Origin of the sequence: Lysinibacillus pakistanensis, from assembly GCF_030123245.1 — a bacterium.
GTDB lineage: Bacteria > Bacillota > Bacilli > Bacillales_A > Planococcaceae > Lysinibacillus > Lysinibacillus pakistanensis.
The window spans coordinates 3502004-3528493 of record NZ_CP126101.1 but is presented as its reverse complement, the minus strand read 5'-3'; the positions used below and the strand labels follow the sequence as shown (position 1 = coordinate 3528493).

Annotated in this window: 26 protein-coding genes; 19 read left to right on the top strand and 7 right to left on the bottom strand. The window is 33.8% G+C overall.

The features are described 5' to 3' along the window. Positions 1–5 precede the first annotated feature (5 nt). The 8 genes from QNH24_RS17550 (at position 6) to QNH24_RS17510 (ending at position 10510) form a co-directional block, all read left to right on the top strand. Complete coding sequence (locus QNH24_RS17550; protein ID WP_283868817.1) at positions 6–1547, top strand: S-layer homology domain-containing protein; 1542 nt, start codon at positions 6–8, stop codon at positions 1545–1547. A gap of 1 nt (position 1548) precedes the next feature. Then, positions 1549–2400, top strand: a complete 852-nt coding sequence (locus tag QNH24_RS17545; RefSeq protein WP_283868816.1) for a DUF4430 domain-containing protein — start codon at positions 1549–1551, stop codon at positions 2398–2400. Beyond that, positions 2400–3281, top strand: coding sequence for an energy-coupling factor transporter transmembrane component T (locus QNH24_RS17540; protein WP_283868815.1), 882 nt, complete (start codon positions 2400–2402; stop codon positions 3279–3281). The genes QNH24_RS17545 and QNH24_RS17540 overlap by 1 nt, the downstream gene beginning before the upstream one ends. After that, positions 3254–4906: an ABC transporter ATP-binding protein gene (locus tag QNH24_RS17535; RefSeq protein ID WP_283868814.1), complete on the top strand. Its 1653-nt coding sequence runs from the start codon at positions 3254–3256 to the stop codon at positions 4904–4906. The genes QNH24_RS17540 and QNH24_RS17535 overlap by 28 nt, the downstream gene beginning before the upstream one ends. Next, entirely contained in the window at positions 4885–5580 is a 696-nt protein-coding gene (locus tag QNH24_RS17530) for an ECF transporter S component (protein WP_283868813.1), read from the top strand. Before QNH24_RS17535 ends, QNH24_RS17530 begins: the two co-directional genes overlap by 22 nt. A gap of 169 nt (positions 5581–5749) precedes the next feature. Then, on the top strand, positions 5750–6190 hold the full coding sequence (locus QNH24_RS17525) for a hypothetical protein (protein WP_283868812.1): 441 nt from the start codon (positions 5750–5752) through the stop codon (positions 6188–6190). Between the two features lie 727 nt (positions 6191–6917). Further along, complete coding sequence (lepA, locus tag QNH24_RS17520; protein ID WP_283868811.1) at positions 6918–8744, top strand: translation elongation factor 4; 1827 nt, start codon at positions 6918–6920, stop codon at positions 8742–8744. 620 nt (positions 8745–9364) lie between these two features. Beyond that, on the top strand, positions 9365–10510 hold the full coding sequence (locus QNH24_RS17510) for a DUF418 domain-containing protein (RefSeq protein WP_283868810.1): 1146 nt from the start codon (positions 9365–9367) through the stop codon (positions 10508–10510). Between the two features lie 307 nt (positions 10511–10817). On the opposite strand, the gene QNH24_RS17505 is transcribed toward QNH24_RS17510, so the two are convergent. Together QNH24_RS17505 and QNH24_RS17500 are read right to left on the bottom strand one after the other, a co-directional pair. Then, complete coding sequence (locus QNH24_RS17505) at positions 10818–11198, bottom strand: hypothetical protein (protein WP_283868809.1); 381 nt, start codon at positions 11196–11198, stop codon at positions 10818–10820. 237 nt (positions 11199–11435) lie between these two features. Continuing rightward, positions 11436–12197 carry a glycosyltransferase gene (locus QNH24_RS17500; RefSeq protein WP_283868808.1) on the bottom strand — a complete coding sequence of 254 codons (762 nt, stop codon included), beginning with the start codon at positions 12195–12197 and terminating at the stop codon, positions 11436–11438. A gap of 321 nt (positions 12198–12518) precedes the next feature. Here QNH24_RS17500 and QNH24_RS17495 point away from each other — a divergent pair, with 321 nt between their 5' ends. Further along, complete coding sequence (locus QNH24_RS17495) at positions 12519–13169, top strand: DUF3267 domain-containing protein (protein ID WP_283868807.1); 651 nt, start codon at positions 12519–12521, stop codon at positions 13167–13169. Between the two features lie 269 nt (positions 13170–13438). Here QNH24_RS17495 and QNH24_RS17490 read toward each other — a convergent pair whose 3' ends face one another. Further along, complete coding sequence (locus tag QNH24_RS17490; RefSeq protein ID WP_283868806.1) at positions 13439–14443, bottom strand: alpha/beta hydrolase; 1005 nt, start codon at positions 14441–14443, stop codon at positions 13439–13441. Positions 14444–15053: 610 nt separating this feature from the next. Here QNH24_RS17490 and QNH24_RS17485 point away from each other — a divergent pair. From QNH24_RS17485 to QNH24_RS17465, 5 genes are all read left to right on the top strand, one after another. Beyond that, entirely contained in the window at positions 15054–15563 is a 510-nt protein-coding gene (locus QNH24_RS17485; RefSeq protein ID WP_283868805.1) for a hypothetical protein, read from the top strand. 1024 nt (positions 15564–16587) lie between these two features. Beyond that, on the top strand, positions 16588–17295 hold the full coding sequence (locus QNH24_RS17480; protein WP_283868804.1) for a hypothetical protein: 708 nt from the start codon (positions 16588–16590) through the stop codon (positions 17293–17295). 124 nt (positions 17296–17419) lie between these two features. Beyond that, positions 17420–17647 carry a hypothetical protein gene (locus QNH24_RS17475; protein WP_283868803.1) on the top strand — a complete coding sequence of 76 codons (228 nt, stop codon included), beginning with the start codon at positions 17420–17422 and terminating at the stop codon, positions 17645–17647. Between the two features lie 451 nt (positions 17648–18098). After that, the gene (locus QNH24_RS17470) at positions 18099–18524 is read left to right on the top strand and encodes a hypothetical protein (protein ID WP_283868802.1); all 426 of its coding nucleotides are present in this window, start codon (positions 18099–18101) and stop codon (positions 18522–18524) included. A 144-nt stretch (positions 18525–18668) separates the two neighbouring features. Further along, on the top strand, positions 18669–19325 hold the full coding sequence (locus QNH24_RS17465; RefSeq protein WP_283868801.1) for an MBL fold metallo-hydrolase: 657 nt from the start codon (positions 18669–18671) through the stop codon (positions 19323–19325). A gap of 645 nt (positions 19326–19970) precedes the next feature. On the opposite strand, the gene QNH24_RS17460 is transcribed toward QNH24_RS17465, so the two are convergent. Next, complete coding sequence (locus QNH24_RS17460) at positions 19971–20162, bottom strand: hypothetical protein (protein WP_283868800.1); 192 nt, start codon at positions 20160–20162, stop codon at positions 19971–19973. Positions 20163–20200: 38 nt separating this feature from the next. Further along, positions 20201–20665, bottom strand: coding sequence for an NUDIX hydrolase (locus QNH24_RS17455; RefSeq protein WP_283868799.1), 465 nt, complete (start codon positions 20663–20665; stop codon positions 20201–20203). A gap of 158 nt (positions 20666–20823) precedes the next feature. On the opposite strand from QNH24_RS17455, the gene QNH24_RS17450 reads away from it, so the two are divergent. Continuing rightward, positions 20824–21576 (top strand): N-acetyltransferase, encoded by a 753-nt coding sequence (locus tag QNH24_RS17450; RefSeq protein WP_283868798.1) that lies wholly within the window; start codon positions 20824–20826, stop codon positions 21574–21576. An 8-nt stretch (positions 21577–21584) separates the two neighbouring features. On the opposite strand, the gene QNH24_RS17445 is transcribed toward QNH24_RS17450, so the two are convergent. Continuing rightward, positions 21585–21746 carry a hypothetical protein gene (locus QNH24_RS17445; protein ID WP_283868797.1) on the bottom strand — a complete coding sequence of 54 codons (162 nt, stop codon included), beginning with the start codon at positions 21744–21746 and terminating at the stop codon, positions 21585–21587. 150 nt (positions 21747–21896) lie between these two features. On the opposite strand from QNH24_RS17445, the gene QNH24_RS17440 reads away from it, so the two are divergent. The 3 genes from QNH24_RS17440 to QNH24_RS17430 all read left to right on the top strand — a co-directional run bounded on the left by QNH24_RS17440 (position 21897) and on the right by QNH24_RS17430 (position 24094). Then, entirely contained in the window at positions 21897–22235 is a 339-nt protein-coding gene (locus tag QNH24_RS17440; RefSeq protein WP_283868796.1) for a cupin domain-containing protein, read from the top strand. An 82-nt stretch (positions 22236–22317) separates the two neighbouring features. Continuing rightward, entirely contained in the window at positions 22318–23001 is a 684-nt protein-coding gene (locus QNH24_RS17435; RefSeq protein ID WP_430674056.1) for a VOC family protein, read from the top strand. A gap of 100 nt (positions 23002–23101) precedes the next feature. Then, positions 23102–24094 (top strand): zinc-dependent alcohol dehydrogenase family protein, encoded by a 993-nt coding sequence (locus QNH24_RS17430; RefSeq protein ID WP_283868794.1) that lies wholly within the window; start codon positions 23102–23104, stop codon positions 24092–24094. A gap of 51 nt (positions 24095–24145) precedes the next feature. Here QNH24_RS17430 and QNH24_RS17425 read toward each other — a convergent pair whose 3' ends face one another. Beyond that, positions 24146–25141: a PLP-dependent cysteine synthase family protein gene (locus QNH24_RS17425; RefSeq protein ID WP_283868793.1), complete on the bottom strand. Its 996-nt coding sequence runs from the start codon at positions 25139–25141 to the stop codon at positions 24146–24148. Between the two features lie 269 nt (positions 25142–25410). On the opposite strand from QNH24_RS17425, the gene QNH24_RS17420 reads away from it, so the two are divergent. Next, positions 25411–26175, top strand: coding sequence for a formate/nitrite transporter family protein (locus QNH24_RS17420; protein ID WP_283868792.1), 765 nt, complete (start codon positions 25411–25413; stop codon positions 26173–26175). Positions 26176–26490: the final 315 nt, after the last annotated feature.

The following is a 26490-nucleotide window of genomic DNA, read 5'->3' as shown; positions in this document are numbered from 1 at the left end:
TTCAAATGAAACAAAGATTATCATTGCTGATCATGCTACTTGCGCTGTTGCTTATTGTGGTTCCAGTTTCTGCACAGCAGGTATCAACGGCAGAGGCGTATCAGACAACAGGGCAGTTTATCGTAAATAAAGCACCAAACCCTTCTTTTGGTGATGAGTGGTTTATTATTGCCCTTGCACGTGGTGAATATAATGTTTCGAAAGACTATTACGATAAATATTATGATAATGTCGTAAAGCATGTACAATCAGTAAAAGGTGAATTACACAAACGTAAATATACTGAATATTCCCGTTTAATTATTGCGCTTACTGCTATCGGAAAAGACCCTACAAATGTAGGTGGCTACAATATAGTTGAAAAATTAAGTGACTTTGACAATGTAGTATGGCAAGGGCCGAATGGTGCTTATTTCGCATTAATTTCTTTAGATACATGGGGCTTCGAGCTTCCTAAAACTGCCACAACGACACGCGAAAAGCTTATTCAGCACATACTAGCAAAGCAATTGCCTGATGGTGGATGGAATTTAACGGGAGCGAAAGCCGATCCAGATATGACAGCAATGGCTATTCAAGCTCTTTCAACTTATAAAGATAGAGCGGATGTTAAGGCATCTATTAATAAAGCACTTGATACATTAGAAAACTTGCAAGGAGCTAATGGTAGCTATCAGAGCTGGGGAACAACAAACTTAGAAAGTGTTGCACAAATTATTACAGCACTTGCTAGCTTGAATATTGATGCCAAAAAAGATCAGCGTTTTAATAAGTTATTTGAAAGCTTTTTCACCTTCTATAATGCAAAAGATGGTGGCTTCAAGCATGTATTAACTGAATCTGTAGCTAACGGCATGGCAACAGAGCAGGCTTCTTATACATTAGTAGCGTATAACAGACTGCTTGCAGGCAAAACAAAGCTATATGATACATCTGATAAAAAGCCAAATAATAATCCATCAACACCAGCTCAGCCAAATCAACCTACAGTTTCTCCAGCTAAAGTGAGCTTTAAGGATACACAATCTCATTGGGCAAAGGCTGATATCGAAGCTGCAGTAGCTAAAGGATTACTAAAGGGCTATGAGGACAATACTTTTAAGCCAAATAACAATTTAACTCGTGTACAGGCTGTATCGATTTTAGTGCGCGCTCTTCATTTAACAAGTTCAGGAAATGCACCTTTTACGGACATTGACTCATATAAAGAGGAAACAAAACAAGAAATTGCTGCTGCTTACGATGCCAATATATTAGTAGAAAAGTCCAATAAATTTTCACCCTCCTCATCAATTTCACGTGAGGAACTAGCTGTTATGCTAGCTAATGCCTTTACACATAAAACAGGTAAGCCTTATATACCAAAAAATATTGCACCCCTGAATGATATTGCGAAGCTAACAATGAATTCTCAGCAAGCAATCACTTTTTTATATGATTTTGATATTGCCCAGGGCTCAAATGGTTTGTTTAATCCTACTAATTTTATTACACGCGCACATGCAGCTAAAATGTATGTCAACTTCTTAAAGGTAATTGAAGAATAATATGAGAAAAGGTTTACACTTCTTACTAATATCACTGCTAGCAATATTTTTAATAGCATGTAATATTCAAACAGTTGAAAAATTCGAGCAGATGCAGGAGCAGGAACGAAGCGTTAACCCCCATCCTACTTCTGAACAAGAACAAAATCCCTCAGTAGAAAGTGAATCTGCCGAGGAAAAGCAGAAATTACAGGAGCCTGAGGTAGATGACAACGCACTATTCAAGGGAAATGACAAAGAGCTCCAACAAACAATAGAAGAGCAAAAAGCACAGCAAGAAACAAATGAAGTAAAGCAAAAACCAAAACAAGAAGATGAGAAGAAGCAAGAAGTCACAAAATCACCAAGTTCAAAACCAGCTAATGATAAACAAAAAACGAATACAGTTACTTCTAAAACAGAAAAGCAGCAACAGCCAGCACCGCAAAAACGTACTGTAACAATAGCGATACGTGTTGATACATTACTAAAGCATTGGAATAAGTTAGACCCTTCCTTACAAAGCGAGAAATATGTACCAAAGAACGGGATTATTCTAAAGCCAACAAAATACGAGCTGTTGTCTGAGAAAGATACAGTTTGGGATGTGCTACAGCGTGCAACGAAGGAGCATAAAATTCAAATGGAATATCAAGGAGCCAACGAAAATATTTATAACAGTGTTTATGTAGAGGGTATTAATCATTTGTATGAATTTAGTGCTGGTGAATTAAGTGGTTGGATGTATAAAGTAAACGGGGTTTATCCGAACTATGGCTGTAGCCAATATGTATTAAAAGATGGCGATATCATTGAATGGAACTATACTGTCGATTTAGGTCGCGACTTAGGACATGATTGGGATGGTAACTAATGAAGGCATTTGAAACGTATCATCCTATTGTACTTTTTTCTTTTTTTGTCGCTGCTATCGGCTTATCCATGTTTTTTATGCATCCAATCTATTTAGCTATTACCATTTTTTCAGCGATAAGCTTAAATACAGCTTTACGAAGACAGCCTTTTTTAAAAGACTGGAAGCTATATGTACCTCTGTTTTTCTTAATGGCGATTATTAATCCAATGATTAGTCATAATGGGCAGCTTGTATTGCTTTATATAAATGGTAATGCGCTTACTGTAGAGGCAATTATGTATGGAATCGCAATAGCCACAATGATTGTAGCTATTATGCTATGGTTTAGCTGCTATAATGTCGTGATGACATCAGATAAATTTATTTATTTGTTTGGAAAAGTGTCGCCAGCTTTATCGCTAACATTGTCGATTTCATTACGTTTAGTTCCGCGCTTTAAGCATCAGCTAACGCAAATCGTTCAAGCACAAAAGGGAATCGGCATGGATTATACAGCTGGCTCATTATGGCATCGTATCAAATGTATAGTGCGTATTTTATCAATTTTGATTACTTGGGCATTGGATAATGCCATTGATACAGCTGATTCTATGAAAGCTCGTGGCTACGGTGTCAAAAAGCGAACTGCCTTTTCACTCTTTATTTTTGAGCGTCGGGACGGCTACGTTTTGGCAATCATTATATTGCTTTTTCTTAGCAATTTAGCTGCAAGTTTTATTGGCACAACAACATTTTATTTTTATCCAACTTTCGGAGCGATTAAATGGGATATCGTAAGCATTCTATTTTATAGTAGCTATTTCATTCTACTCTCTATTCCATTAGCAATCGAAATTAGGGGGGCATTAAAATGGCGATCATTAAAATCAACAATGTAAGCTTTACTTATCCTAATGAAACAAATCCAATATTAAAAAATATGAATCTTACTATTCATCAAGGCGAATTTATTGCTCTAATAGGGCAATCGGGCTGTGGGAAAAGTACATTGCTGCGCCATTTCAAACGAGAATTGCGCCCACATGGAACGATGACAGGTACTATTTTCTACAAAGACTGTGACTTGGAGCAACTAAATGCTGAAGTTGCTGCAGCAGATATTGGTTATGTATTTCAAAATCCAGATAACCAAATTGTTACAGATAAAGTATGGCATGAACTTGCTTTTGGGTTAGAAAGCTTAGGGATAGATGCACCAACAATTCGACGCAGAGTAGCCGAAATGGCCAATTTCTTTGGCATTCAAAAATGGTTTCATAATAAAACAACTGAGCTGTCTGGCGGACAAAAGCAATTATTAAACTTAGCATCTATTATGGTGATGCAGCCAAAATTATTGTTGCTTGATGAACCAACATCGCAATTAGATCCAATAGCAGCATTGGAGTTTATTCAAACACTGCATCGTTTAAATAAAGAATTAGGTATTACAATTATTTTAATTGAACATCGTCTTGAGGAAGTGCTTACCCTCGCAGATCGTGTACTAATTATGGATGAGGGTAGTATTTTATTTGATGGTCTGCCTAAGGAAATGTTAAAGGCTTTACCAGCAAATCATGCCATGATTACAGCACTACCAACAGCTACGAAGATTTTCCACCTACTGAACGGTAATGGGCCTATTCCTCTTACTATTCGTGAGGGACAACGCTGGCTTAGTAATCAGCAATATAACTTTACCTCATCAAACACACTACCTAGAACATCCAAAACTGATACAGATATTATATTAGAGGCAAAGGATATTGCTTTTCGTTATGAAAAAAACGGCTTGGATATAGTCCATCATTTTAATCTGCAGGTGAAGAAACAGGAATTTGTAACGATAATCGGTGGGAATGGCACTGGAAAATCCACAGTTCTTGCAATCTTATCTGGGCTACAAAAACCTTATCATGGCAAAGTATTTTTATTCAGTAAGGCATTAAAAAGCTACAGTAATAAACAATTGTATCAACAATATTTAACATTATTACCACAGAATCCGAAAACATTATTTGTACAAAAAACGGTGCGTCAGGAGCTAAATGAGTTGGCTCATTTACATAAAGTGTCAGAAGCAAAAATTCAAGAAACTATTCAATTGTTCAATTTAACTCATTTATTAAATCGTCATCCGTATGATTTAAGTGGTGGTGAGCAGCAAAAGCTAGCACTCGCAAAGCTTTTATTAATAGAACCTAAAATTTTGCTGTTAGATGAACCGACAAAGGGTCTTGATGCACATGCAAAGGAAGAACTCGCAGGAATTTTAAAAGATTTACAAGCTAAAGGTATGACAATTATTATGGTGACACATGATATTGAATTTTCTGCACAATACAGTAATAGATGTGCCCTGTTTTTCGATGGTAGTATCGTATCTGAGGGAGAGCCGCGAGCATTTTATAGTGGAAACAATTTTTATACAACTGCTGCACATCGAATATCAAGAGATCTATTAAGCAATGCCATTACATGTGAGGATGTAGTAACTTTATGCAAAGAATCATTCGATTAATTATGTCACTCATTGTCATCCTAGTCTTAATTCCACTTACTTTATATGTGGGTATGACAATATTTGCTGATCGAAAATATTATTTTATTTCAATTGTAATTATGATTTTAGCGTGTATTCCATTCCTTCTTTCATTTGAGCGTAGGAATCCACAGCCACGCGAAATTTTAGTAATAGCTGTGATGTCAGCTATTTCAGTAGCAGGTCGTGCCCTATTTGTTGTGACACCTGGCTTTAAGCCTGTGGCAGCTATTACAGCTATTACAGGGTTTTCACTTGGTGCAGAAGCAGGATTTTTAACAGGGGCAATGTCTGCATTAGTTTCAAATATGTTTTTTGGACAAGGTCCTTGGACACCGTTTCAAATGTTTATGTGGGGAATGATAGGTTTTATTGCTGGTTTATTAGGAAAAACGGGTATGATGCATAAAAAAATTCCCCTTATTGTATTTGGTATTTTTGCAGGTATCTTCTTTTCGTTTGGTATGGATATTTGGGGAACAATATCCATGTATGGTGTTTTCAGCTGGGAGGCTTATGCACTGGCACTGACCTCCGCCGTCCCCTTTATGATAATTTATGCAATTTCTAATGTGATTTTTCTACTCTTACTTGCCAAACCGATTAGAGAAAAACTAGATCGAATAAAAAATAAATATGGGATTTTACAATAACACTTACAATCTTTCAACATGGATTTCATAGTATATTAATAGAATAGGCTATCAAACAATATAGATATATTGTTTATCCAAGAGGACATGAACCATCAAGACAAGAATTTACATGGGCTTGGTAAAAGTGTTTTTCCCATGTAACATTTAAATGGTGTGAGGTGCTATAATGAAGAAAACAATACTGATAGCACTAGCGGCAATCCATGTTTGTATATCAATAACAATTTTTATTATAGGAAATAAATATGAATTTACTGTTAAATATACAAACACTTGGTTACCTAATTTATTAGTTAGTCTATTACTTCTAGTAGTTTTTATAATTAGTAAGGATAAAGTGATTAATAAAATATCAAATCTTTTATTAATGATTTATCCTATAGGGCTAGTCTTAATAAGCTTTATTATTTTTTATAATCTACCTAATTTTACTTATTTAGAAGCTAAAGAAATAATAATTAAGGAAACATCTGAAGAAATTGATTTGTCTAAAGAAAATGAAATAAAGGGACAATTAGGAATGTACTATATATACACAAGAGAACATGTGTATATATTCAACTCTGAAGATGGTAAATATTCGAAGAGAAAAAATCTTAATGAATGACCAATTTTAAATAAGGGCCAAAATATATTATGGTTATTAAATTTTTTATTGATGTCACTGACACGTAGTTAATGAAGGTGAATTATTTATATACCAATAAAATGCTTATAAGATATTTAGAAGAACTTCTTATTATTTACCAGGTATTCAATTAATTTGAGCCTGGTCTTTTTTATTTTCGCTACTCTTTTTTATTTATTTTGGATTACGAGATATACTAGATACTAGTGTATAATTGCTATCTGACTACCTAAATTATTTTCTTTAGCAAATTGGGATAAACGACAGTTAATATTTTCTGCATCCATATCTTTTGCAAAAGTCTATTTGAAAATTTGCTTATTTTCTTTATAAATATGGGTATCATTGGATATGTATTTTAATGGCCGAAACCTTATTCATATAAATCTGTATATAATAGATAAATTTATTTTATTTCTATTTAAGGGAGTGCATATAACATCTATTAAATGAACTAACTAAAAAAATATTAGCATCAATCTATCTCACTCACTCAATCCTGCACATAGCTCGCCGTATTTTATTGGCCCCAATCTAGACCCCTTTAGCCCCAAATCCATGCTTTTATACGCCTTATCTTGCAAAATATAAAAACCGCAAAAACACTTAAAAGTATTGATATTATAGGCTTTCTAGTCTTGTTGCTGTTGTACTTTGCGTATCTTTCATAGTATAATTCATTATAGTTTAATTAGGAGTGGAAAAGATGAACCGAGAAGCACGTTTAAAACGACAAGAGAATATACGAAATTTCTCTATTATTGCACATATTGACCACGGGAAATCAACGCTTGCTGACCGTATTTTAGAGCAAACGAAATCTTTAACATCTCGTGAAATGAAAGCACAGCTACTCGACTCAATGGATTTAGAGCGTGAGCGAGGCATTACGATTAAATTAAATGCAGTTCAATTAAAGTACGAAGCGAAAGATGGCGAAGTGTATACATTCCATTTAATCGACACACCAGGACACGTCGATTTCACATATGAGGTATCACGAAGTTTAGCTGCTTGCGAGGGTGCCATTTTAGTTGTGGACGCAGCGCAAGGTATTGAAGCACAAACATTAGCAAATGTTTATTTAGCGCTTGATAACGATTTAGAAATATTACCAGTAATCAATAAAATCGATTTACCAGCAGCAGATCCAGAACGCGTACGTCAAGAAGTGGAAGATGTAATCGGTTTAGATGCATCTGAAGCGGTATTAGCTTCTGCCAAAGCAGGAATCGGTATTGAGGATATTTTAGAGCAAATTGTAGAAAAGGTACCTGCACCAACAGGTGATCCAGACGCACCGCTACAAGCTCTTATATTTGACTCAGTTTATGATGCATACAAGGGTGTTATTATTTCTATTCGAGTTGTCAACGGCACTGTCAAAGCTGGCGATAAGATTCGTATGATGGCGACAGGAGCAGAGTTTGAAGTGGTTGAAGTTGGGGTACATACACCAAAGGTTGTACCACAGACTGAATTAACAGTTGGTGATGTAGGTTATTTAACAGCATCTATTAAAAATGTGGGCGATACTCGAGTGGGGGATACTGTTACATTTGCCAGTCGTCCAGCAGCTGAACCATTAGCCGGTTATCGTCGTTTAAATCCAATGGTTTATTGTGGTTTATACCCGATTGATACAGCTAAATATAATGATTTACGTGAAGCATTAGAAAAACTAGAGCTGAATGACTCTGCATTACAATATGAACCAGAAACATCTCAAGCACTTGGCTTCGGTTTCCGTTGTGGCTTCTTAGGGCTTCTCCATATGGAAATCATTCAAGAGCGTATTGAGCGTGAATTTAACATTGACTTAATTACAACAGCACCTTCCGTTATTTATCATGTGCATATGACAGACGGTACATCAATAAACGTTGATAATCCATCATTTATGCCAGATCCTCAAAAAATTGATCGCGTGGAAGAGCCTTATGTAAAAGCAACTATTATGGTACCAAACGATTATGTAGGAGCTGTTATGGAGCTATGTCAATTAAAGCGTGGTAATTTCATGACAATGGATTATATTGATACATCACGTGTGAGTATCATATATGAAATGCCATTATCAGAAATTGTTTATGATTTCTTCGACTATTTAAAATCGAATACGAAGGGCTACGCTTCGTTCGACTATGAACTTATCGGCTATCAACCTTCCAAACTTGTGAAGATGGATATTTTATTAAACGGGGAACAAGTCGATGCACTAAGCTTTATCGTACACCGTGACTTTGCATACGAACGTGGTAAAGTCATCGTTGAAAAATTAAAAGAATTAATCCCGCGTCAACAATTTGAAGTACCAATTCAAGCTGCAATTGGACAAAAAATTGTAGCGCGTTCAACGATTAAAGCCATTCGTAAAAACGTTTTAGCAAAATGTTACGGTGGCGATATTTCTCGTAAACGTAAACTTCTTGATAAACAAAAAGAAGGTAAAAAACGTATGAAACAAGTAGGCTCAGTCGAAGTTCCTCAAGAGGCGTTTATGGCTGTGCTGAAGATGGATGATTCGAAGTAATGTTGATATAACAGCGTTCATAAGGTTATATCAGCTAGATGGAGATTGCCACCGACTTGCCACCAATTTATAAATCTTTTGGATGAAATCAAAAATAACGGCAGCCTCTCTTGCCAAATTTTGAGTTGAATGGACATAGCAATTTTTATATTTGCTATGTCCTAATTTTTTTTTTGACTTTTTTATAGGGTGTCCACTTTAAATCAACACTGGCTGTATGAGTTAGTAAATAAATGACCAGGACTCACTTTAAAATGAGTATACGGCCTTATTGTGCATTGAAAATTATTTGTTCATACTCTTAGGTTAAAATCTCCCCAGACAAACCATCAATTTCCCAAATCTTTTCAGAGACAAACCCTTGTTTAATTATGATTTTCCTAAAAGGAATGTTTGTGGTTCTTACGTAACACTACACTGCTGCATCTTTAAAAAGGTGTGGTTTTTTATTATTTGCAGAAATCAAAAAATTGGAGTTAATAACTTATTAGGGAAAAATTAGTCTTATTAAAAGATTAGAGAGTTACTTTTCTGGTATATAAAACAGTTTTTTACAATAATTACGAAACTATTCTTCTCTACATTCGTATAGTAATTAATGATAAAAAGAAGGTGAGAGATTGAAAGTAGAACGTGTGGAACTGATGGATGCATTAAGAGGTTTTTCCCTAATCGGAATATTAATAGCTAATATGCTTTCTTTCCAATTTGGTTCATCAGGAGTAGAAATTATTGAATCGGCGAGTGGACTTAATAAAGTAAGCTATTATTTTGTGAAAATTTTTGTAGAAGGTTCATTTTATCCGATTTTTGGTTTTGTATTTGGTTATGTTTTGATAAAAATGATTGAATCACGAGAGGCTTCAGGGGTAAAGTACAAAAATATTGTATTTCGACGAGCAGTCGGCCTAACTGTATTAGGGGCAATGCATATTGCGCTTTTGTGGGAAGGCGATGTTTTATTAATGTATGGCTCGACACTTTTCATTTTATTATTATTCTTTTTAAAGCGCAATGTGAAAACATATTTTGTATGGGGGTTCATTTTAACATCAATCCTTAGTGTAGGAGCTTTTCTTGGTAACAGCTTCATGCAGCTTATAAAGCCTTTAACAGATACGGAAATTATGATTTATCAAAACGGTACATATGCAGAAATATTAACACAACGATTAGGTGAATTCATTGTAGAGGGTGGCCTTTCACTATTATTCATCCTACCAATTGGCTGGCTTTTCTTTGTTGGTGTAAGCTTTCTTGCAGTCGGCCCATTTGTATTGTTTGGAATGGGGATGGCGAAAATGGGCGCATTTTTACATCTAGAAAATAATAGTAGAACCTATAAAAAAGTGGCGCTGCTCGTACCAGTCGGGCTATTGCTGAAGGGGTTCATTATTTTTGACACACCATACAGCTTATTTATTTATTCTACAGGGACATATGTGTTAGCGATAGGTTATATTGCCTTATTCGCATGGCTTTTTAGTCGCTATCAAAAGACAATGAATTATTATTTTGCTCCCATTGGAAAATTATCGCTCACAAACTATTTAATGCAATCAATCATTTGTACAATAATTTTTTATGGGTATGGTTTTGGGTTGTTTGGGAAATTGGGTATATTTGTTGGAATCCTTTTATCGGTCATTATTTATGGCATTCAGCTCAAGGCAAGTCAACACTATTTAAAGCGCTTTTCACTCGGACCAGTAGAAACAATTTTAAGGTGGTTCATTTATTTAAAAAATCCTCGGAAATTGGATTAGCATTGTGAATCGGATGGAGCTATGATGGTACCTAAGCTCCGAAATTTCCTCATGGGATACAAATGGATTGAAAGAATTACAGCAGAACATAGAAACGGTAATTGATGACATTATTCATTTTTATAAACGGTTAAACGGCTTGAACTCTTTAGAATTCAGGATTCAAGCCGCTTAACATGTTTATACTATTTCCCTTCTACTTGACAAAAGAGCGATTCATAAGGGCTACCTAGTCATTTTTTGATTCTTGGGAAATTAAATTACCAAAAACTGTTTCATTTTTACTTTTCCACTTTTTTGGAGAGTGTTAGTTAGGATTAAATGTTTTCATGCTATATTCCGTATCAAAATCCTCTGTTTCATTATTTTCAATCTTAAATATTTCTTTGAGATCGTCAAGGAAAGAACGACTACTTATAAATGGTAAGGAACAAAAAATGAGTAGTAGAACTAGTAATAGGATAAATGGCTTATTACTTTTTGACTCATTTTCGATTTTAATTATTGTTGTTGAAGGTGACCTATTTTCCGTAAAATTATCTTCTGTGATTGAAGTACCTTCTCCTTCTTGGAAAATCATAGTATCTTCCATAGCGGACCCACAGTATTCACAAATATATGAAATATAACCATCCTTATGTATTTTTTTATAAGCATTAGGTGCTAAACATTTCGGGCAATCCTTCATTTGTACACTCCTTTTTTAACCTATTTTAACACTTTAAGGAAATTGGCGTGTGTTGTATATAATAAATTAGTCAACGTAAATCTGTTTTTTTAGTTCTAGGAATATCCAGTATTTTAACTACTGGGTAATTTGCTATATTTACCACTAATCGACTCTTAATACAAAAAGACAGACAACTACTAATATTAGTTATCTGTTTTAATACCTTTAATATAAACACTGATGTTTACTTCATTATCATCTTGCTTGATCGTCATAATAGGCTTCATTAGCAGCCTTATCATTATTGCCCTTTAGATAAGCTAAAATCATACCAGGTCGTTTAAGTAAAACCCAGTCCCCATAATGGTCAAATCGCCTGCAAGAAGTAATCATTCCATTCTTAATTGTCCCGTATTTTTTTCCATTTGTTTTACCCCATTGTTTTAATCGCTTTGCAAAGTCAGCATCTTCTGCCATAAGCATCTTCTCGTTAAAACCTTTGATTGCCTGAAAGTCTTTTTTATAGCACCAAAAAATTCCTACAGAAATAAATCCATATTTAAACAATATGGGAACAATCAATAGCATGGTCGAAACAATTATCCCTAGGGAAACTCTTTCAAAATTTCCGTTCACGCCTCCACCAATATATTGATTTGAAGCCAGGTGCTTTTCAACTTCTGATAACAAGTGTTCTGTCATTCGAGTATCAGCATCAATGGTAACCAGGATTTCACCTTTTGCTAGTGCAGCTCCTGCATTTCTAATTTTGGATAAATTTTTATCGTTATTTTCCAAAGTCACACAATTGTATGACTTAGCAATTTCCTCTGTTCTATCTGTACAACGATTTAATACAACAATTACTTCAACTTGATTTTTATAAGATTGTGCAGCCTTAGCAATTGATTCTAGGCATTCCCCTATATACTTTTCTTCGTTATGAGCGGGTATTATCACAGAAAATTTTACATCCTTTTCAGAACCATCCCTAATAAATCCCTTGTTTTCGGACATATAAAATCCCTCTTTCAAGTTATAATTGTACTTACAAATTTAGTATATCATTTACATATGGAGATTTTTGTGTCAATTTTAAATATAAATTTAGCTTAACAGCTTATTTAGAAATCCAGTATCTTTTTAACTGGTTAACATAACTTGACAGCCCCTGATTGCTATTAAAAATGGAAATAAACATCCAAATGAATTTGATTCGTGGTATTATTAAACTATCCAAGCAGCATATGGCAAGAGCATTGGACATTCATACTAAAAAAATGGTATTATTTTGGAGTTTTGAAAGCTTTAATATAAAGAAATATGAATGGGGTTGATATGGTGAAAATAATAAACAAATTGCCTAAAAGTAATCCAAATGTACATGTAGAATTGTTGGGAGACAATTGGAATTTAATGAAAGAGCCTAGGAATGTATTAAGTGCAATTTTGTTATCTACTCCCTTAATGATAGTTTCTACATTCATTTCTATTGGGATAATAAAAATCTTTAACACTATTTCTTTGAGCGATTTTGGAATAAAACCTGATAAAATATCGATTACTATTAATTTAAGTAGTATTTTTTTGTTAGTATTACTGTTAGTAATTCACGAATTAATTCATTTAATTTTCATTCCGAATTTTGTTAAATCCAATAAAACATATATAGGGTTTACCTGGTTTGGGGCATTTGTGCTAACAGAAGAAGAGATTTCAAAGTCAAGATTTATCATCATTTCAATTGCTCCTTTTGTTATTATTTCAATGATTTTACCACTAATTTTAAGCGTATTTGGGCTATTAACAACCACATTAAAAATTTTTATCATACTCAACTCATTAGGATCATCACTCGATCTACTTAATCTTTTTCTAATTACCCAAGTACCAAAAAACGCCACTTTAAAATGTAATGGACCAAACACTTATTGGAAAGTTAAACAAATAAATAAAAAAAATGAAGAGAACAAAAATCTTCTTTATTAGTGTTAATCGGCTATTATTTCTGATTAGATAAGTTGATAGCGTACTTTGACCAAGTATTAGATTCTTAAAGCTTGGTAAATCAATTGATTTTAATTAAAAAGCCATCACTTTTCAGAGGGATGGCTAAAAGGGAATCTTATAATGTGAGTAATAATCTATGTATAATTACTTCCATTAGTAATTCATGATGAAATTTTATTTTACTTTGAATAAACAATATTATTTCTTACAAAATGTTCCACTAAATCTGTATGGTTGGAATTTTTTCATTACTGAGTAACCTTCTTCATAAAATCTAACTCTTGAGCTATATTGTATCGTGCTTCCTCTGTTGAAAAATCACCATTATAACTATGTGCTAGATTCGATTCTTCAGGAGTGATATATAATGTAACATCTATTCCTAAAGATGATAACTTTTCTTCGAAATCTAATGCTTGATCAGTGAAGGTTGCAAATGTTCCCTCAGTTAAATAAGTACTTGGAAAATCCACATTTACATTTTCAATAACATTTGCTTCAGCTACCTCGGATGTACTTTCAAATTCATTTGAATCAAAATAAGCTCTAATCATACCGTCGAAAAGCCAGTTTGTAAATGCAAAACCTGTATTATCGACACGTTTTATATCTATTAAGGCACAATTTAAAATAACTCCTTTTATTGTAATATCCTTTGTTACCTTAAATCCATATTTTTCTGCATATTCATTATTAGTTTGAATAATTGTTAATTGGCCTGCTAATTGTCCACCAGCTGATTCACCAGAGATCACAAAGTTATTATTATCGATACCATATTTTTTTGCATTTTCAGCAACATACCCTAGTGCTTCTGTTGCTTGAATAATAGGAACAGGATATAAATAATCAGGAGATAAAGCATAATTCATTGAGACTACAATGTAACCCTCATCAACAAAGTGTTGAACAAATTCTTCATTATCTACTTTATCCCCCCAAGCATATCCGCCACCATGTATATTAAAAAGCACTGGTCTTGTAGTTGTTGTATCTCCTTCTGGTACAAAAATATCCAAATAATTATTAGGGGAATTACTTGCATAGGCAACATTTCTATATATTTTTGTATTGTCACTTAATACCTCTTCTGTTTGTTCAACACGCTCATCGTAACTGTATTCAGCTCCTAGAAAACCTCCTGTAACTTTTAAAAGTGGGGCCGGATTAAAATGGTTAACGGTAATAAACAATACTATGCTTGCTGTCATGATAATGACCATCCACTTGAATATTTTTAAAAATTTTTTCATGATTTTTATACTCCTTTTTATTTCAACACTACATTGAGTTATGTAAGTTGATTTATTATATTCATTTATTATTGAAATCAATAGTGTCATAAATAAGTTCATTATGACAAATACCTATGACAATGAGCGTTCAATGATAAAGCAAATAATTAGGGAAGCTTTCTTAAAACCAATAGAGTTAAAAAATATTAATAAATTTACAGTAAATAATGTGATCAAACTGATAAAGGCGTTCATTTTATAATCACTATGATATTAGAAGAAATTAAAAATGGGAATTTTATCAAAAAATCTAGAATTAAAATGTGTAGGTCACGATCGTAATAATTATGGAGAAGCTCGATTGTTAGTAGAAAAATTGATTTGCATAACGGTATAGTCATATATCTTAGCTGAATAAATTGTGGGGGTTTTACTTATGCGAGATTAAAGCCCATGCTTTATATAGTATGACTAATATAATGAAACTGATTGCAGAATAAAAACAATTTGATTTTATTCCATAATAAAGAAAAAGGGAGAATGATACAATGAGCTTTGACTATTATTCGAATTGGGCTTTTTACACTCAACATTCTTTTATTCTAGCACCTGATGGAGGTGATTTCCAATGATGCCAGGTGGAATGCCAATGCCAGGTGGAATGCCAATGCCAGGTGGAATGCCAATGCCGGGCGGAATGCCAATGCCAGGTGGAATGCCAATGCCGGGCGGAATGCCAATGCCAGGTGGAATGCCAATGCCAGGTGGAATGCCAATGCCAGGCGGAATGCCAATGCCAGGTGGAATGCCAATGCCAGGTGGAATGCCAATGCCAGGCGGAATGCCAATGCCAGGCGGAATGCCAATGCCAGGTGGAATGCCGATGCCAGGTAGAATGCCAATGCCAGGTGGAATGCCAATGCCAGGTGGAATGCCAATGCCAGGCGGAATGCCAATGCCAGGCGGAATGCCAATGCCAGGTGGAATGCCAATGCCAGGTGGAATGCCAATGCCAGGTGGAATGCCAATGCCAGGCGGAATGCCAATGCCAGGTGGAATGCCAATGCCAGGCGGAATGCCAATGCCGGGCGGAATGCCAATGCCGGGCGGAATGCCAATGCCGGGTAGAATGTCATAAACAGTAGTTTGATAAGATAAAACACTTAGTTTTACTTTCATTAAAATATGTAAATAAAACTTACGTATAATGTATTATATGAGATAGTTAAATTTTGTGTTTATTTTATTTAAATAGTATTTCTGTGTTCGGGAATAGTTTTCTTCATTCAGCAAATGTTTTTTGGATCGAAAGCATAGCGGCAACTACAATTACGCCAAGGTGAAATTGATTGCATTATAAAGACATCAATTGAATAGTCATAGATATTTTTGCAGAGATCACATTTAAAGCTACTAATCCATTATTTTTGTGCAATGAAATTACAATATCTAAATAAAAGATGAATGACCAGCAAAGCTATTATGTTAGCCGAGCTGGTTTCTTTACAAAACTTATTCTTCTGATGGTTCCCTAAATCTATTTGTATTTATTAATCAGAAAACAAAATTACTCAAATACATATATAATGGATGAATAAGTGGACTAAATTAGCATTAATAGTAAGTAATAGTAATGATAGGACAAAAATACCTTAACGATTAGAGGAATTGTCATTAAAAAATGAGACTAGAATATCAAAAAGCAGAAATTTCCAGATAAGTTATATTAATAGGTATATGGATCTAAAATGTGCTGGCTTTCTTATAGTAGAAAGAGGTTTTTTGTCACTTTCTGGGTCTGTTACTTGTAAATGAATAAGCATTACAGCAAAGCTCTGGTAATCAATTAATTTTGAGCCTAGGCTTTTTTATTTTATCTTCGTTCAGAAAATTTTTGTATCGAAAGCACAGCGGCAGATACAGAAGACTCCCACCTCTACAGGTGGTGAGATGAATGCGGATACATTTTAATCTTTATCTGTGATGGGCAAAAAAGTTCACGCCACGATGGAAATCTTATTTTGTCACTAAATGTATCAGTAGTTATAGTGAAATAAAATTTGGCAATCGAGGAATAGATAAAAAAATATACACACCTCTACAATATTTAGTAATATGTATTATAAATGGGAATTAAAACATAAATAGTAGGAGTGTAAAGTATGAAAAAAGCATTAATTGGAAGTGTTTTGTTGATTATATTAATAGGAGTGGCATTGTATTTTATTTTAGAAAATAAAAAATTAAATAAAGATGAAGTTTCTGAAACAAGTCCCGAAGTAGAAGAGATATTAGATTACAGTGATGAAGAATTGGAGAAACTTAAAAATACAGAACAGCAATTTATAACTCATTATAATAACAAAAAGTATGATACGGTCGTATTACACTATCGAAATGTTTTTTTATCTAATATGAATAATTTAAAACCTACAAAGGAAATTATTGAACTATATAATAAATCAGTTAAAAAGATCTTTGATAATGCCTCCGAATTTCCGAGTAGAGATTACGATGAATTACATTTTAAAAATCTTAACAAGGAAACTGTAGCATTTATTGAAAGTAAATTTGGTAAAGAAATTGAAGAACATAAAGAGGACATGGAACAACTAGAAAATGAACGTGAAAATCAAAAAATTGAAAGAAGAGAAAGTAATGAAAGAGAGAGATTACTTCAAGAAAAAGCTTCACGCGGCGTAACAATAGGTATGACGAAAGATGATGTTTTGTTAAGTAGCTGGGGTGCGCCAAGCAATATTAACAAAACTGTTAATGCATATGGGACAAGTGAACAATGGGTATATGATAATTATAATTATTTATACTTTGAAAATGGCATATTAACATCTATTCAAACATCAAATTAAAATTTAGAGGCGATTCAAAGCTTTATTATTTCATGTACCTATATACATACTCATGAAGAATTATGTGGTTTGTTTTGTGAAATTGTGGAGATGTTTTATTCATTTTAAATAGTGGAGGTCATTTATGAAAATAAAAGAAGATGGCTACAAAGTAGAAATTGATAACTTTGTATTTGAAGGCCAAGTTGAACAAGATAACTTTTGCTCTAATTGTAAGTTCAATCTAGTTTATTACGACGATTTTGATACTTATTTCTGTCCGAAGTGTAATAGTTGGATAGAATCAAAGTGTAGTGACCCAGAATGCAAATACTGCTCTAAACGACCAGAAAAACCTTTACCCGACAAATAGTGTTACAACAATAACAATTGAATACTGAATATGCCTTTAAATAAATTTTTTAAAGGTTGTTTACCTGGATTTGATATTATTAGCGAATGGTTACTTTTGGTTGAAAAAGTATATTATTCAATACAATATAATTATATTTCTTTTTAATCCATTTGTTGGATACAATTAATATTTCTAAATTGGTATACTGTTTTTGATGCATCTTATCCCTTCTGCACAAAGGGGTAGGATGTGGAACATCACTTAAATGATTAGGTGATGTTCTTTTTGTTTTATGACATTAATGGACTTATATACATAAATGTATGGACACGGAAAAAGCAATTAGTGATAGGAGGTTTTTCTTCTTTTACCTTTTATGCTAGAAAATAATTTAATTCAATTTAGCTAAAATGTAGGAAGTAGTAATGGTACTCCTAAAAAGAGTCACTAATTTTATGGAGGAATATCAATGTCACATTCATTATTTCAAAGAATAACAATTTCTGTTATTTCCGCAATAATTTTATCTTGGTTCTTAAGTTTTTATTTTGGCTATGGCTCTATGGAGGAGGAAATAAGTGAAACGAGCGGATATTCAACTAAAACATTATTCTTGATGTTTATTGGATATTCACTTGTTATCTATGGGATTTTGGGAGTTATTATTTCTTGGTTTATTGACACTAAAATTCAAAAACAATTAAATCAAGCAGTACTTTATTGCGTGAGTGGAGCAATCATAGGAGGATTAGTATACTTTTTAACTTCTGCTGTTACATATATGAATAGACTTCTTATCTTTCTTTTGATTGGAACTTTTGCAGCACTTTTATATTTTATACTTCTAAAAATATTTAATTTGGTAGTTTTCAAAATGATGAAATCGGCCTCTTGAAATTAGTGAAATAAATGAAGATAAGCAGGAACTTTTCAAAGTGAAACAGAAATTATATTTAGGTTAGTTTAGAGTGCTGTGAGAATTCTAGTGTAATTAATCATTTAAAAACTACAAAATAAAATTATTAAGGAGACCATATGTATGGAAGTTTCTAAGGGTGTAGAAATGCTTCATCTAGAGTATCAAGATTTTATTATTCATCCGACTCTTTTATGGGATCAAGAAATGGCTGTTTTAATAGACACTGGATTTCCTGGGCAAATGGAGGATATACGGTTGGCAATTGAAGAAATAGGTGTACCGTTTGATAAATTGAAAGCTATCATTTTGACCCATCAGGACATTGATCATATCGGTAGTCTTCCTGAGCTATTACTAGAAGGGGGAAGTCATATTAAAGTATATGCTCATCAGCTGGATAAACCTTATATCCAAGGAGAAATCCCTCTGATAAAAGATGGACATCTTGAGAACCCTCCAAAGGGCAAGGTGAATGAAACCTTAAAAGATGGTCAAGAGTTACCATATTGTGGTGGAATTCGTGTTATTCATACACCAGGTCATACGTCTGGACATATAAGCTTGTATTTACGACAGAGTAAAACGTTGATTGCCGGGGATTCATTGTACAGTGTCAATGGGGTAATTGAAGGAATTCATATCCCGACAGTACTGGATTTACATGAAGCTCAGCTTTCTATAAAGAAATACTTAGATTTCGATATAGAATCCGTGATTTGTTACCATGGAGGTCTAAGTAAGGGAAATATTAACGAACAAATTCAAAAAGTAATTTGATTTTTTAATTTTGGAGGTACGGAAAAAAGGCTTTTCATTCAATAAACTAGCTTTGTATTACTAATGATAGAACGTTTCAAAGAATTTACTAAAAGGCCATTACGCATATCTTAACTTCTGCACAAGCGATTTTATGATGCCGAAAATCAGAAGAAAGTAAAAATATGCTAGTAAATGAAGCAATGGTGTCTGGTGGAACACTCTATAGTGACCCTTAACTAACAACGAATTTGAAGCTTAAAAAATGGTTAGAGTATGCAAACTGGTATTAATAAGGTTGCTGCATCCTAACCATTTTTTTATTTGAAAAGGACCTGTATTTCTAATTTTTTGACTTGATATAAAGCAATATTTTTTTGCTATAGGTTAAAAGCATATAGAATAGAAAGACATTGATAAAAAAATGGAGCATATGAAAATGAGTTTGTGTAAAAAAAGTTGGTGTAAAGAATGACCATGCAGATTGTATTTCTTCATGGCCCTTATAACTGACCCAACGCATTGGTCCTCCAAATTCATTAGATGGATACGATACCAAAAATATAGAAAAGATCGTCAAGCAAATACTAATCCACAATAATTTCTCTTTGCTAGATATTATCATTTTACCACCAAATTTCATGTTTTTTATCTTAAAGCATTTGTTCAAAATTTCTCCTTCTCGTCCTTCCACTCCATATAAAATTTACAATAAATAGGTATTAGGGCTAAAATAGCTACTATAAAAATAAGTATAAGTGTAGATTGATTGGAAGGAGCTTGATTTTTACCAATAAAGAGATAGCCAAGCGCTAATCCAATAATAATACTTAAGGTACCCGTTATAATGTTTCTCATTTTATATACACCTCTATGTTTTCAATGAAAAAATTTAATTAATTGATAATAGGTAACTTCACATTTTTTACCCAATCCATTATAAAATTTTTTTGCCTAGGATTTAATTTATTAGGAAGCTTATTTCTAGCAAAAAATTTATGTTCCCTGCTTTCCTCTGATTTTTGTAATAATTCACCCTTAAAATCCAATGTTTTAAAAATAATTTGAACACTATAAGCTTTATCTTTATTTGGATACTCTACAAAGCAATCTTTACCAGAATAAATTCCAAATAGCTCTAAATTATAAACCTCTAAACCAGTTTCCTCAAATACTTCCCTAATGGCCGTTTGTTGAAATGTTTCACCTAATTCCATTAAACCACCAGGTATACACCAATTATCTACGTCTAGTCGATGCTGTAATAAAATTTGATGTTCCTTTTCAATAATGACACCACAGCCTATTGTTATTAATGTTTCATGACCAATAAAATTTCTCATAAATTGTATATAATTCATTGTTATAAACCTTTCTAAATAAAATAATATAACAACTGTATCAAATTTCCTGAACTATGTCATCGGAAGTTGGTTAATATAACATGGGGAATTTTCCATTTGGTATAATATAGGTAACAGGGATTTGGAATTTAGAAAGGACAGAGGTGAATTATAAAGTGGAGTATCTTCAAATGACTAGCAATCAAATTGAACAGGAGCATATATGTTGTGCACTTGGCGCTAAGCAATACGAGCAAGCAGTAAAAGAAAAGAAAAAATGGTTAATGAATCGCATAAACGATGGGCTGGTTTTTTATCGATTGAATGAGCGGGCAAAGGTTTTTATCGAATATTTACCCGCTCATCAGGCCTGGGCTCCTATTGAGGCACCCAATTATATGTATATAAATTGTCTATGGGTTTCAGGGAAATATAAAAATCAGCATCATGCTAGACGATTACTTGAAAAGTGTATAGAGGATGCACAAGCACAGGGAATGGATGGGATTGTCCATATAGTAGGAAAGAAAAAGCTTCCTTTTTTAAGTGATAAACGTTTTTTTGAGCATTTGGGATTTAAAATTATAGATCATGCAGCCCCTTATTTTGAGCTAGCTGTCTATAAATTTAACGACGAAGCTGTTGAGCCATCATTTAAATTTCATACGAGCGATCTAAAATCTCAGGGAGATGGTATTATCATATACTATACTGCTCAATGTCCCTTTGCAGTAGGTGTTATAAATGATTTAAGGGATGCTACTGTAAAAAAAGGTATCCCTTTTCATGCCTATCAGCTAACCACAAAAGAAGAAGCACAGAATGCACCTATTATTTGGACAACCTTTGGATTATTTTATAATGGGCAGTTCGTGACACATGAAATTATGAGTGTCAACAAATTTGAAAAGTTTTTAAACACATTATGAATAAGCATTTATTTCCTTTTCAAGAAAAGTAATAGCATAGCAAAAACACAAATACCTAATAAATACCCGAGGCTAATTGACCAAGAGAAAAAATCAAATAAGATATAGATAAGAATTGTTGTAAACAAAAAGCCGAGAGCGATACCAGACAACTGTTTTTTGACATTCATTCCTCTCTCTCCTAACATGATAAATTAAAGTTTATAGTGTTATTTATATTATATAGTATATCCTTAATTTTGGTAATTGGTAGGGTACGGGATAGAACCGTATGTAGAGAATAGCCTTAGTGTTAACGTTATAGAAAGGTGGTACTCATTTTGAAAATCAGCAAACAAAATGCAGAGCATTATTGTTGGGGAGAACTATGTGATGGCTGGCATCTAGTTAAAAATAAAAAGCTTAGTATTATTCATGAGCGTATGCCAGCTAAAACAACAGAAATTAACCATTATCATCATCATGCACAACAATTTTTCTTTGTTCTGTCTGGCACCGCAACAATCGAAATTAACGGAAATCCCATTATATTACAGGAAGGTGAAGGTATAGAAGTTCCTCCTTTAACACCGCATCAAATGCAAAATAATACAGAGAAAGATATAGAGTTTTTAGTTATTTCACAGCCTAATAGTAGAGGCGATCGTATTCCACTATAAGATGATTCATTCTTTTGCATGAGGTATTCATTTACTGAGTCTAGTATAGTAAATGAAACAAAGGGCAGGGGAGATGCTTACAGTGAAAATTACCAAAGTAAAGCTATATGCATATGATTTACATAAAATGAAGGAATTTTATAGTACACAATTAGGATTTTCATTAATAAAAAATACCGATCATTATTTTACTGTTGCATTCGGTGAAAGTACTATAACGTTTGAAAAAATTCCTGCTTCTGTACAAAAGCAATATCATTTTGCTTTAAATATTCCATGTAATTTATTTCAACAGGCTAAAAGTTGGGTAAAAGAGCGTGCGGAAATACTGTCTTCAGCTGAAGAAGATGAAGTATATTTTGACACATTAAAGGCCTTTTCCTGTTATTTTTATGACCCAGAGGAAAATATTATAGAGCTTATTGCAAGACAGGAAGTTAATCCTAAAATAGATGCCATGTCTTTTTCATCAGAGCATGTGCTAAACATCGGTGAAATGAATATCACAACAGATACTATTTATTTAGTAGCAAATACATTAAAAAAATATGGGATTATACCAATGAATAATAATGAAATTTGCGCAGATAGTCTTACGTTTATGGGGAATTATGAGGATGGAGCAAATTTATTATTAGGACCAAGTGAACGTATATGGTATTTTTCAAATAAAAAAGCGATTGTCAGTCCAATAGTGATAGAAATTAACAATCATCTACTACTGTGTTTGAATGAGAAGGCTGAGTTTACAATTACGCGGCTATAAAAACATCGTTTCCTATGATTAGGTAAAAAACCTTTATATTTGAAGTGTGATTCCGATGCTCCAAGTATAATGTTATTTTATGAATAAGGAGTCCTATTTATTGAAAGCAAAAAGCATTAAATACTATGAATTTGGAAATCCCCTAGAGGTTTTAAAGTTTGAAAATAAAACGATTAAGCCACCACAAGCACAGGAAATAATTGTTCGGATGCTAGCACGACCTATAAATCCATCTGACTTAATACCAATTTGGGGGAAGTATGCTCATCGAATTTCTTTACCAACTATTCCTGGCTATGAGGGAATAGGTATCGTAGAGGCTGTAGGTCCTTCTGTTTCTCAAAATCTTATCGGTACACGTGTATTACCTTTACGAGGAGATGGAACTTGGCAGGAGATTGTTCAATCAAGAGCAGAATTTTCCGTACCAATTCCAGATTCAATAGATGATTTTACCGCTGCCCAAATGTATATTAACCCCATGACCGCTTGGGTTACTTGTACAGAAGTACTAAAACTGCGTCCAGATGATGTTTTATTAGTAAATGCCTGTGGATCTGCTATTGGTCATATTTTTGCTCAGCTAGCAAAGTTGATTGGTTTTCAGCTTATTGCAGTAACGAGAAATAATAAGCATACAGATGATTTACTTCAGTTTGGTGCTTCCTACGTAATTGATACCTCTATAATACCGTTCTATGAAACGGTAATGGAAATTACTAATGGCCAAGGAGCTGATGCAGCTATTGATTCTATCGGAGGAACAGCTGGTAATGAGCTTGCATTCTGTGTAAAATCGGGCGGAGAATTTTTAGCGATTGGTCTTTTATCAGGCGTACAAGTGAACTGGCAAAGTATTGTGAAGGAGGCCAATGTTAGGGCTAATATATTCCATTTACGCCATTGGAATAAGCAGGTTTCTGTAGAAAGATGGCAAGATACATTCCATCAATTAATACACTTGGTGAGTAGTGGTATGTTAAAAATGATGGCAGTTGATTCTCATTATGATTTATTAGAGATTCAAAAAGCAATAAAGATTGTGGAATCATCAAAAACAACTAAAGGAAAGGTTTTTCTAACAAGCTATTAAAATCCTGTAAAGAAACGAAGGGCAGTCTGTTATACCCTTCGTTTCTTTCACTTAAAATAAATCAGTTGATAAATAACGAAGGCCAGTATCTGGAAGGATGACCACTATTCTTTTTCCTTTATTCTCAGGACGTTTTGCAAGAACAGTAGCAGCGAATAAGGCAGCACCTGATGAGGTACCTACTAATAGTCCATCTGTTTTCGCTACTGCACGAGCGGCTTCATAGGCTTGAACAGTTTCTACTTCAAGCACTTCATCAATAATCTCTAAATGAACATTCGATGGAACGCGTGCCTCATCAGCGTCAGAGAAGCGATGAACACCCGTAATTTCAATTATATCTGGATTATCAACGGTTGCAATGGAGTTAATAGCTGGCTCCACTCCTATAATTTGAATCTTTGAGTTTTTAGATTTTAAGAAGGCACCTACACCACTTATTGTCCCGCCCGTCCCTATTGAGGCTACAAAAATATCAATATCACCGTCCGTATCATCCCAAATCTCAGGACCTGTTGTTAGCTTATGAATGTTTGGATTGGCCTCATTGTCAAGTTGATTAAGAAATACTACATTTTCCTCACGATCAACGACGGTTTCTCTAAAAACTTTAATTGTTTCTACAAAATCACCGTCTGTCTCCTCAAAGGCAGTCACCATTTCTGGAACTTCAGAAAATGGTACTACCTCAGTCCCATATGCCTTTACAACCTTTGTGCGCTCCTCACTTACCCCATCCTGCATGTAAATCCGAAGCTTATAACCTTTTGCTGCTGCAATTGCCGCTAGACCAATACCAGTATTTCCACTAGTTGTTTCAATAATTGTTTTGTCCTTTGTTAAAACACCTTGAGCTTCAGCATCCTCAATCATGGCTTTAGCTATACGATCTTTCACACTATTTGCTGGATTAAAGTATTCTAACTTTACAATAATTTCAGTTTCAAGCTGTTGTTCTTTGACATATTGGTTTAAGGCCAAAAGTGGAGTATGCCCAATTAACTCCGTTATGGATTGCTTTATTTTATTTGCAATTACTTGACCCATCAAATCCACTCCTTTTTCCCTACTTAACTTACTTGCATTGTAAGAATTAAACGCATCATATCATCTGAAAGGATTTTAAGCAATGATATTCCTAATAGAAAGATTGAAAAGGCTGATAGGAAAAATTAATGTATTTTTTGTAATTTCAACTTTTATAGTCATACAAAAGTTTGTTTCTTCTTGAAAATAAAATCCTTACATTGTTATTTTTGGAAGGCTTAATAATCAGTTATGATAAATATAGTTGATATTTTCATGGGGGGAAAGAAATGAAAGAGACAATAGCTGAGGTTTGTATAACTGCGGAAACAAAAATAACAATGATGAAGCAAAGACCTGCCAATTATTTCTTACAAGCAGTTTTAGGTGGCCTTTATATCGGCTTTGGCATTTTGCTTATCGTCACAATTGGTGGTTTGTTTGATCCTGCTGGCGTACCAAGTATGAAAGTTGTACAAGGTTTATCATTTGGCGTGGCGCTTAGTATGGTGATGATGGCTGGAGCAAATTTATTCACAGGGGATAATTTAGTTTTATCAATTAGTACATTATCCAAAAAATCTACACCCCTAGAAATGATAGGTATTTGGACATTTAGCTACATAGGAAATTTTTGTGGCTCCCTATTAGGCGCTGGGTTATTTTTTTATGCAGGGCTTGCGGTGGGAGATACAGCCAATTATGTTGAAAAAATAGCTACTGTTAAGATGAATGGAGGATTTGTCGTCCTTTTATGCCGAGGAATCCTGTGTAATCTGCTTGTCTGTTTAGCAGTATGGTGTGCCTATAAATTAAAAACAGAAATTGCAAAATTAGCTATGATTTTTTGTTGTATTTTTCCATTTATTACTTCGGGGTTTGAGCATAGCATCGCCAATATGACATTATTTTGTCTTGCCCTCTTTATACCTCATGGTGAAATGGTATCGCTGGCGGGAGCCATCGCCAATTTAGTACCTGTTACAATTGGAAATATAATTGGCGGAGCAATTATTGGTATTATTTATTGGATAAATGGTAGAGAAAGAAGTTAAAGCCTCTGGCGGATGTCGCGTAATCGGAAAGGAGTTAATGTTAGCCTAAAATCAATCATCGCATCCATGCGATAACGGCTAACTGACCTGCATCACGCAGGCCTAAGCACAAAGCCGATTCCTGACGCAATTATGCCGAGGTGTAATTGAAAATGATGAAAATTTAGAATGTCGTTTATAAAAGTAGTAGAGAAGTCTATTATGATATTGATTGCTAGACTCGTTCTTTTGATATTTTGACTTTAAAATTAATCCTAGATAGAATGGAGAGTAGAGTGGCATAAATGGAATACTACTTTTCTTTTCCTACACTGA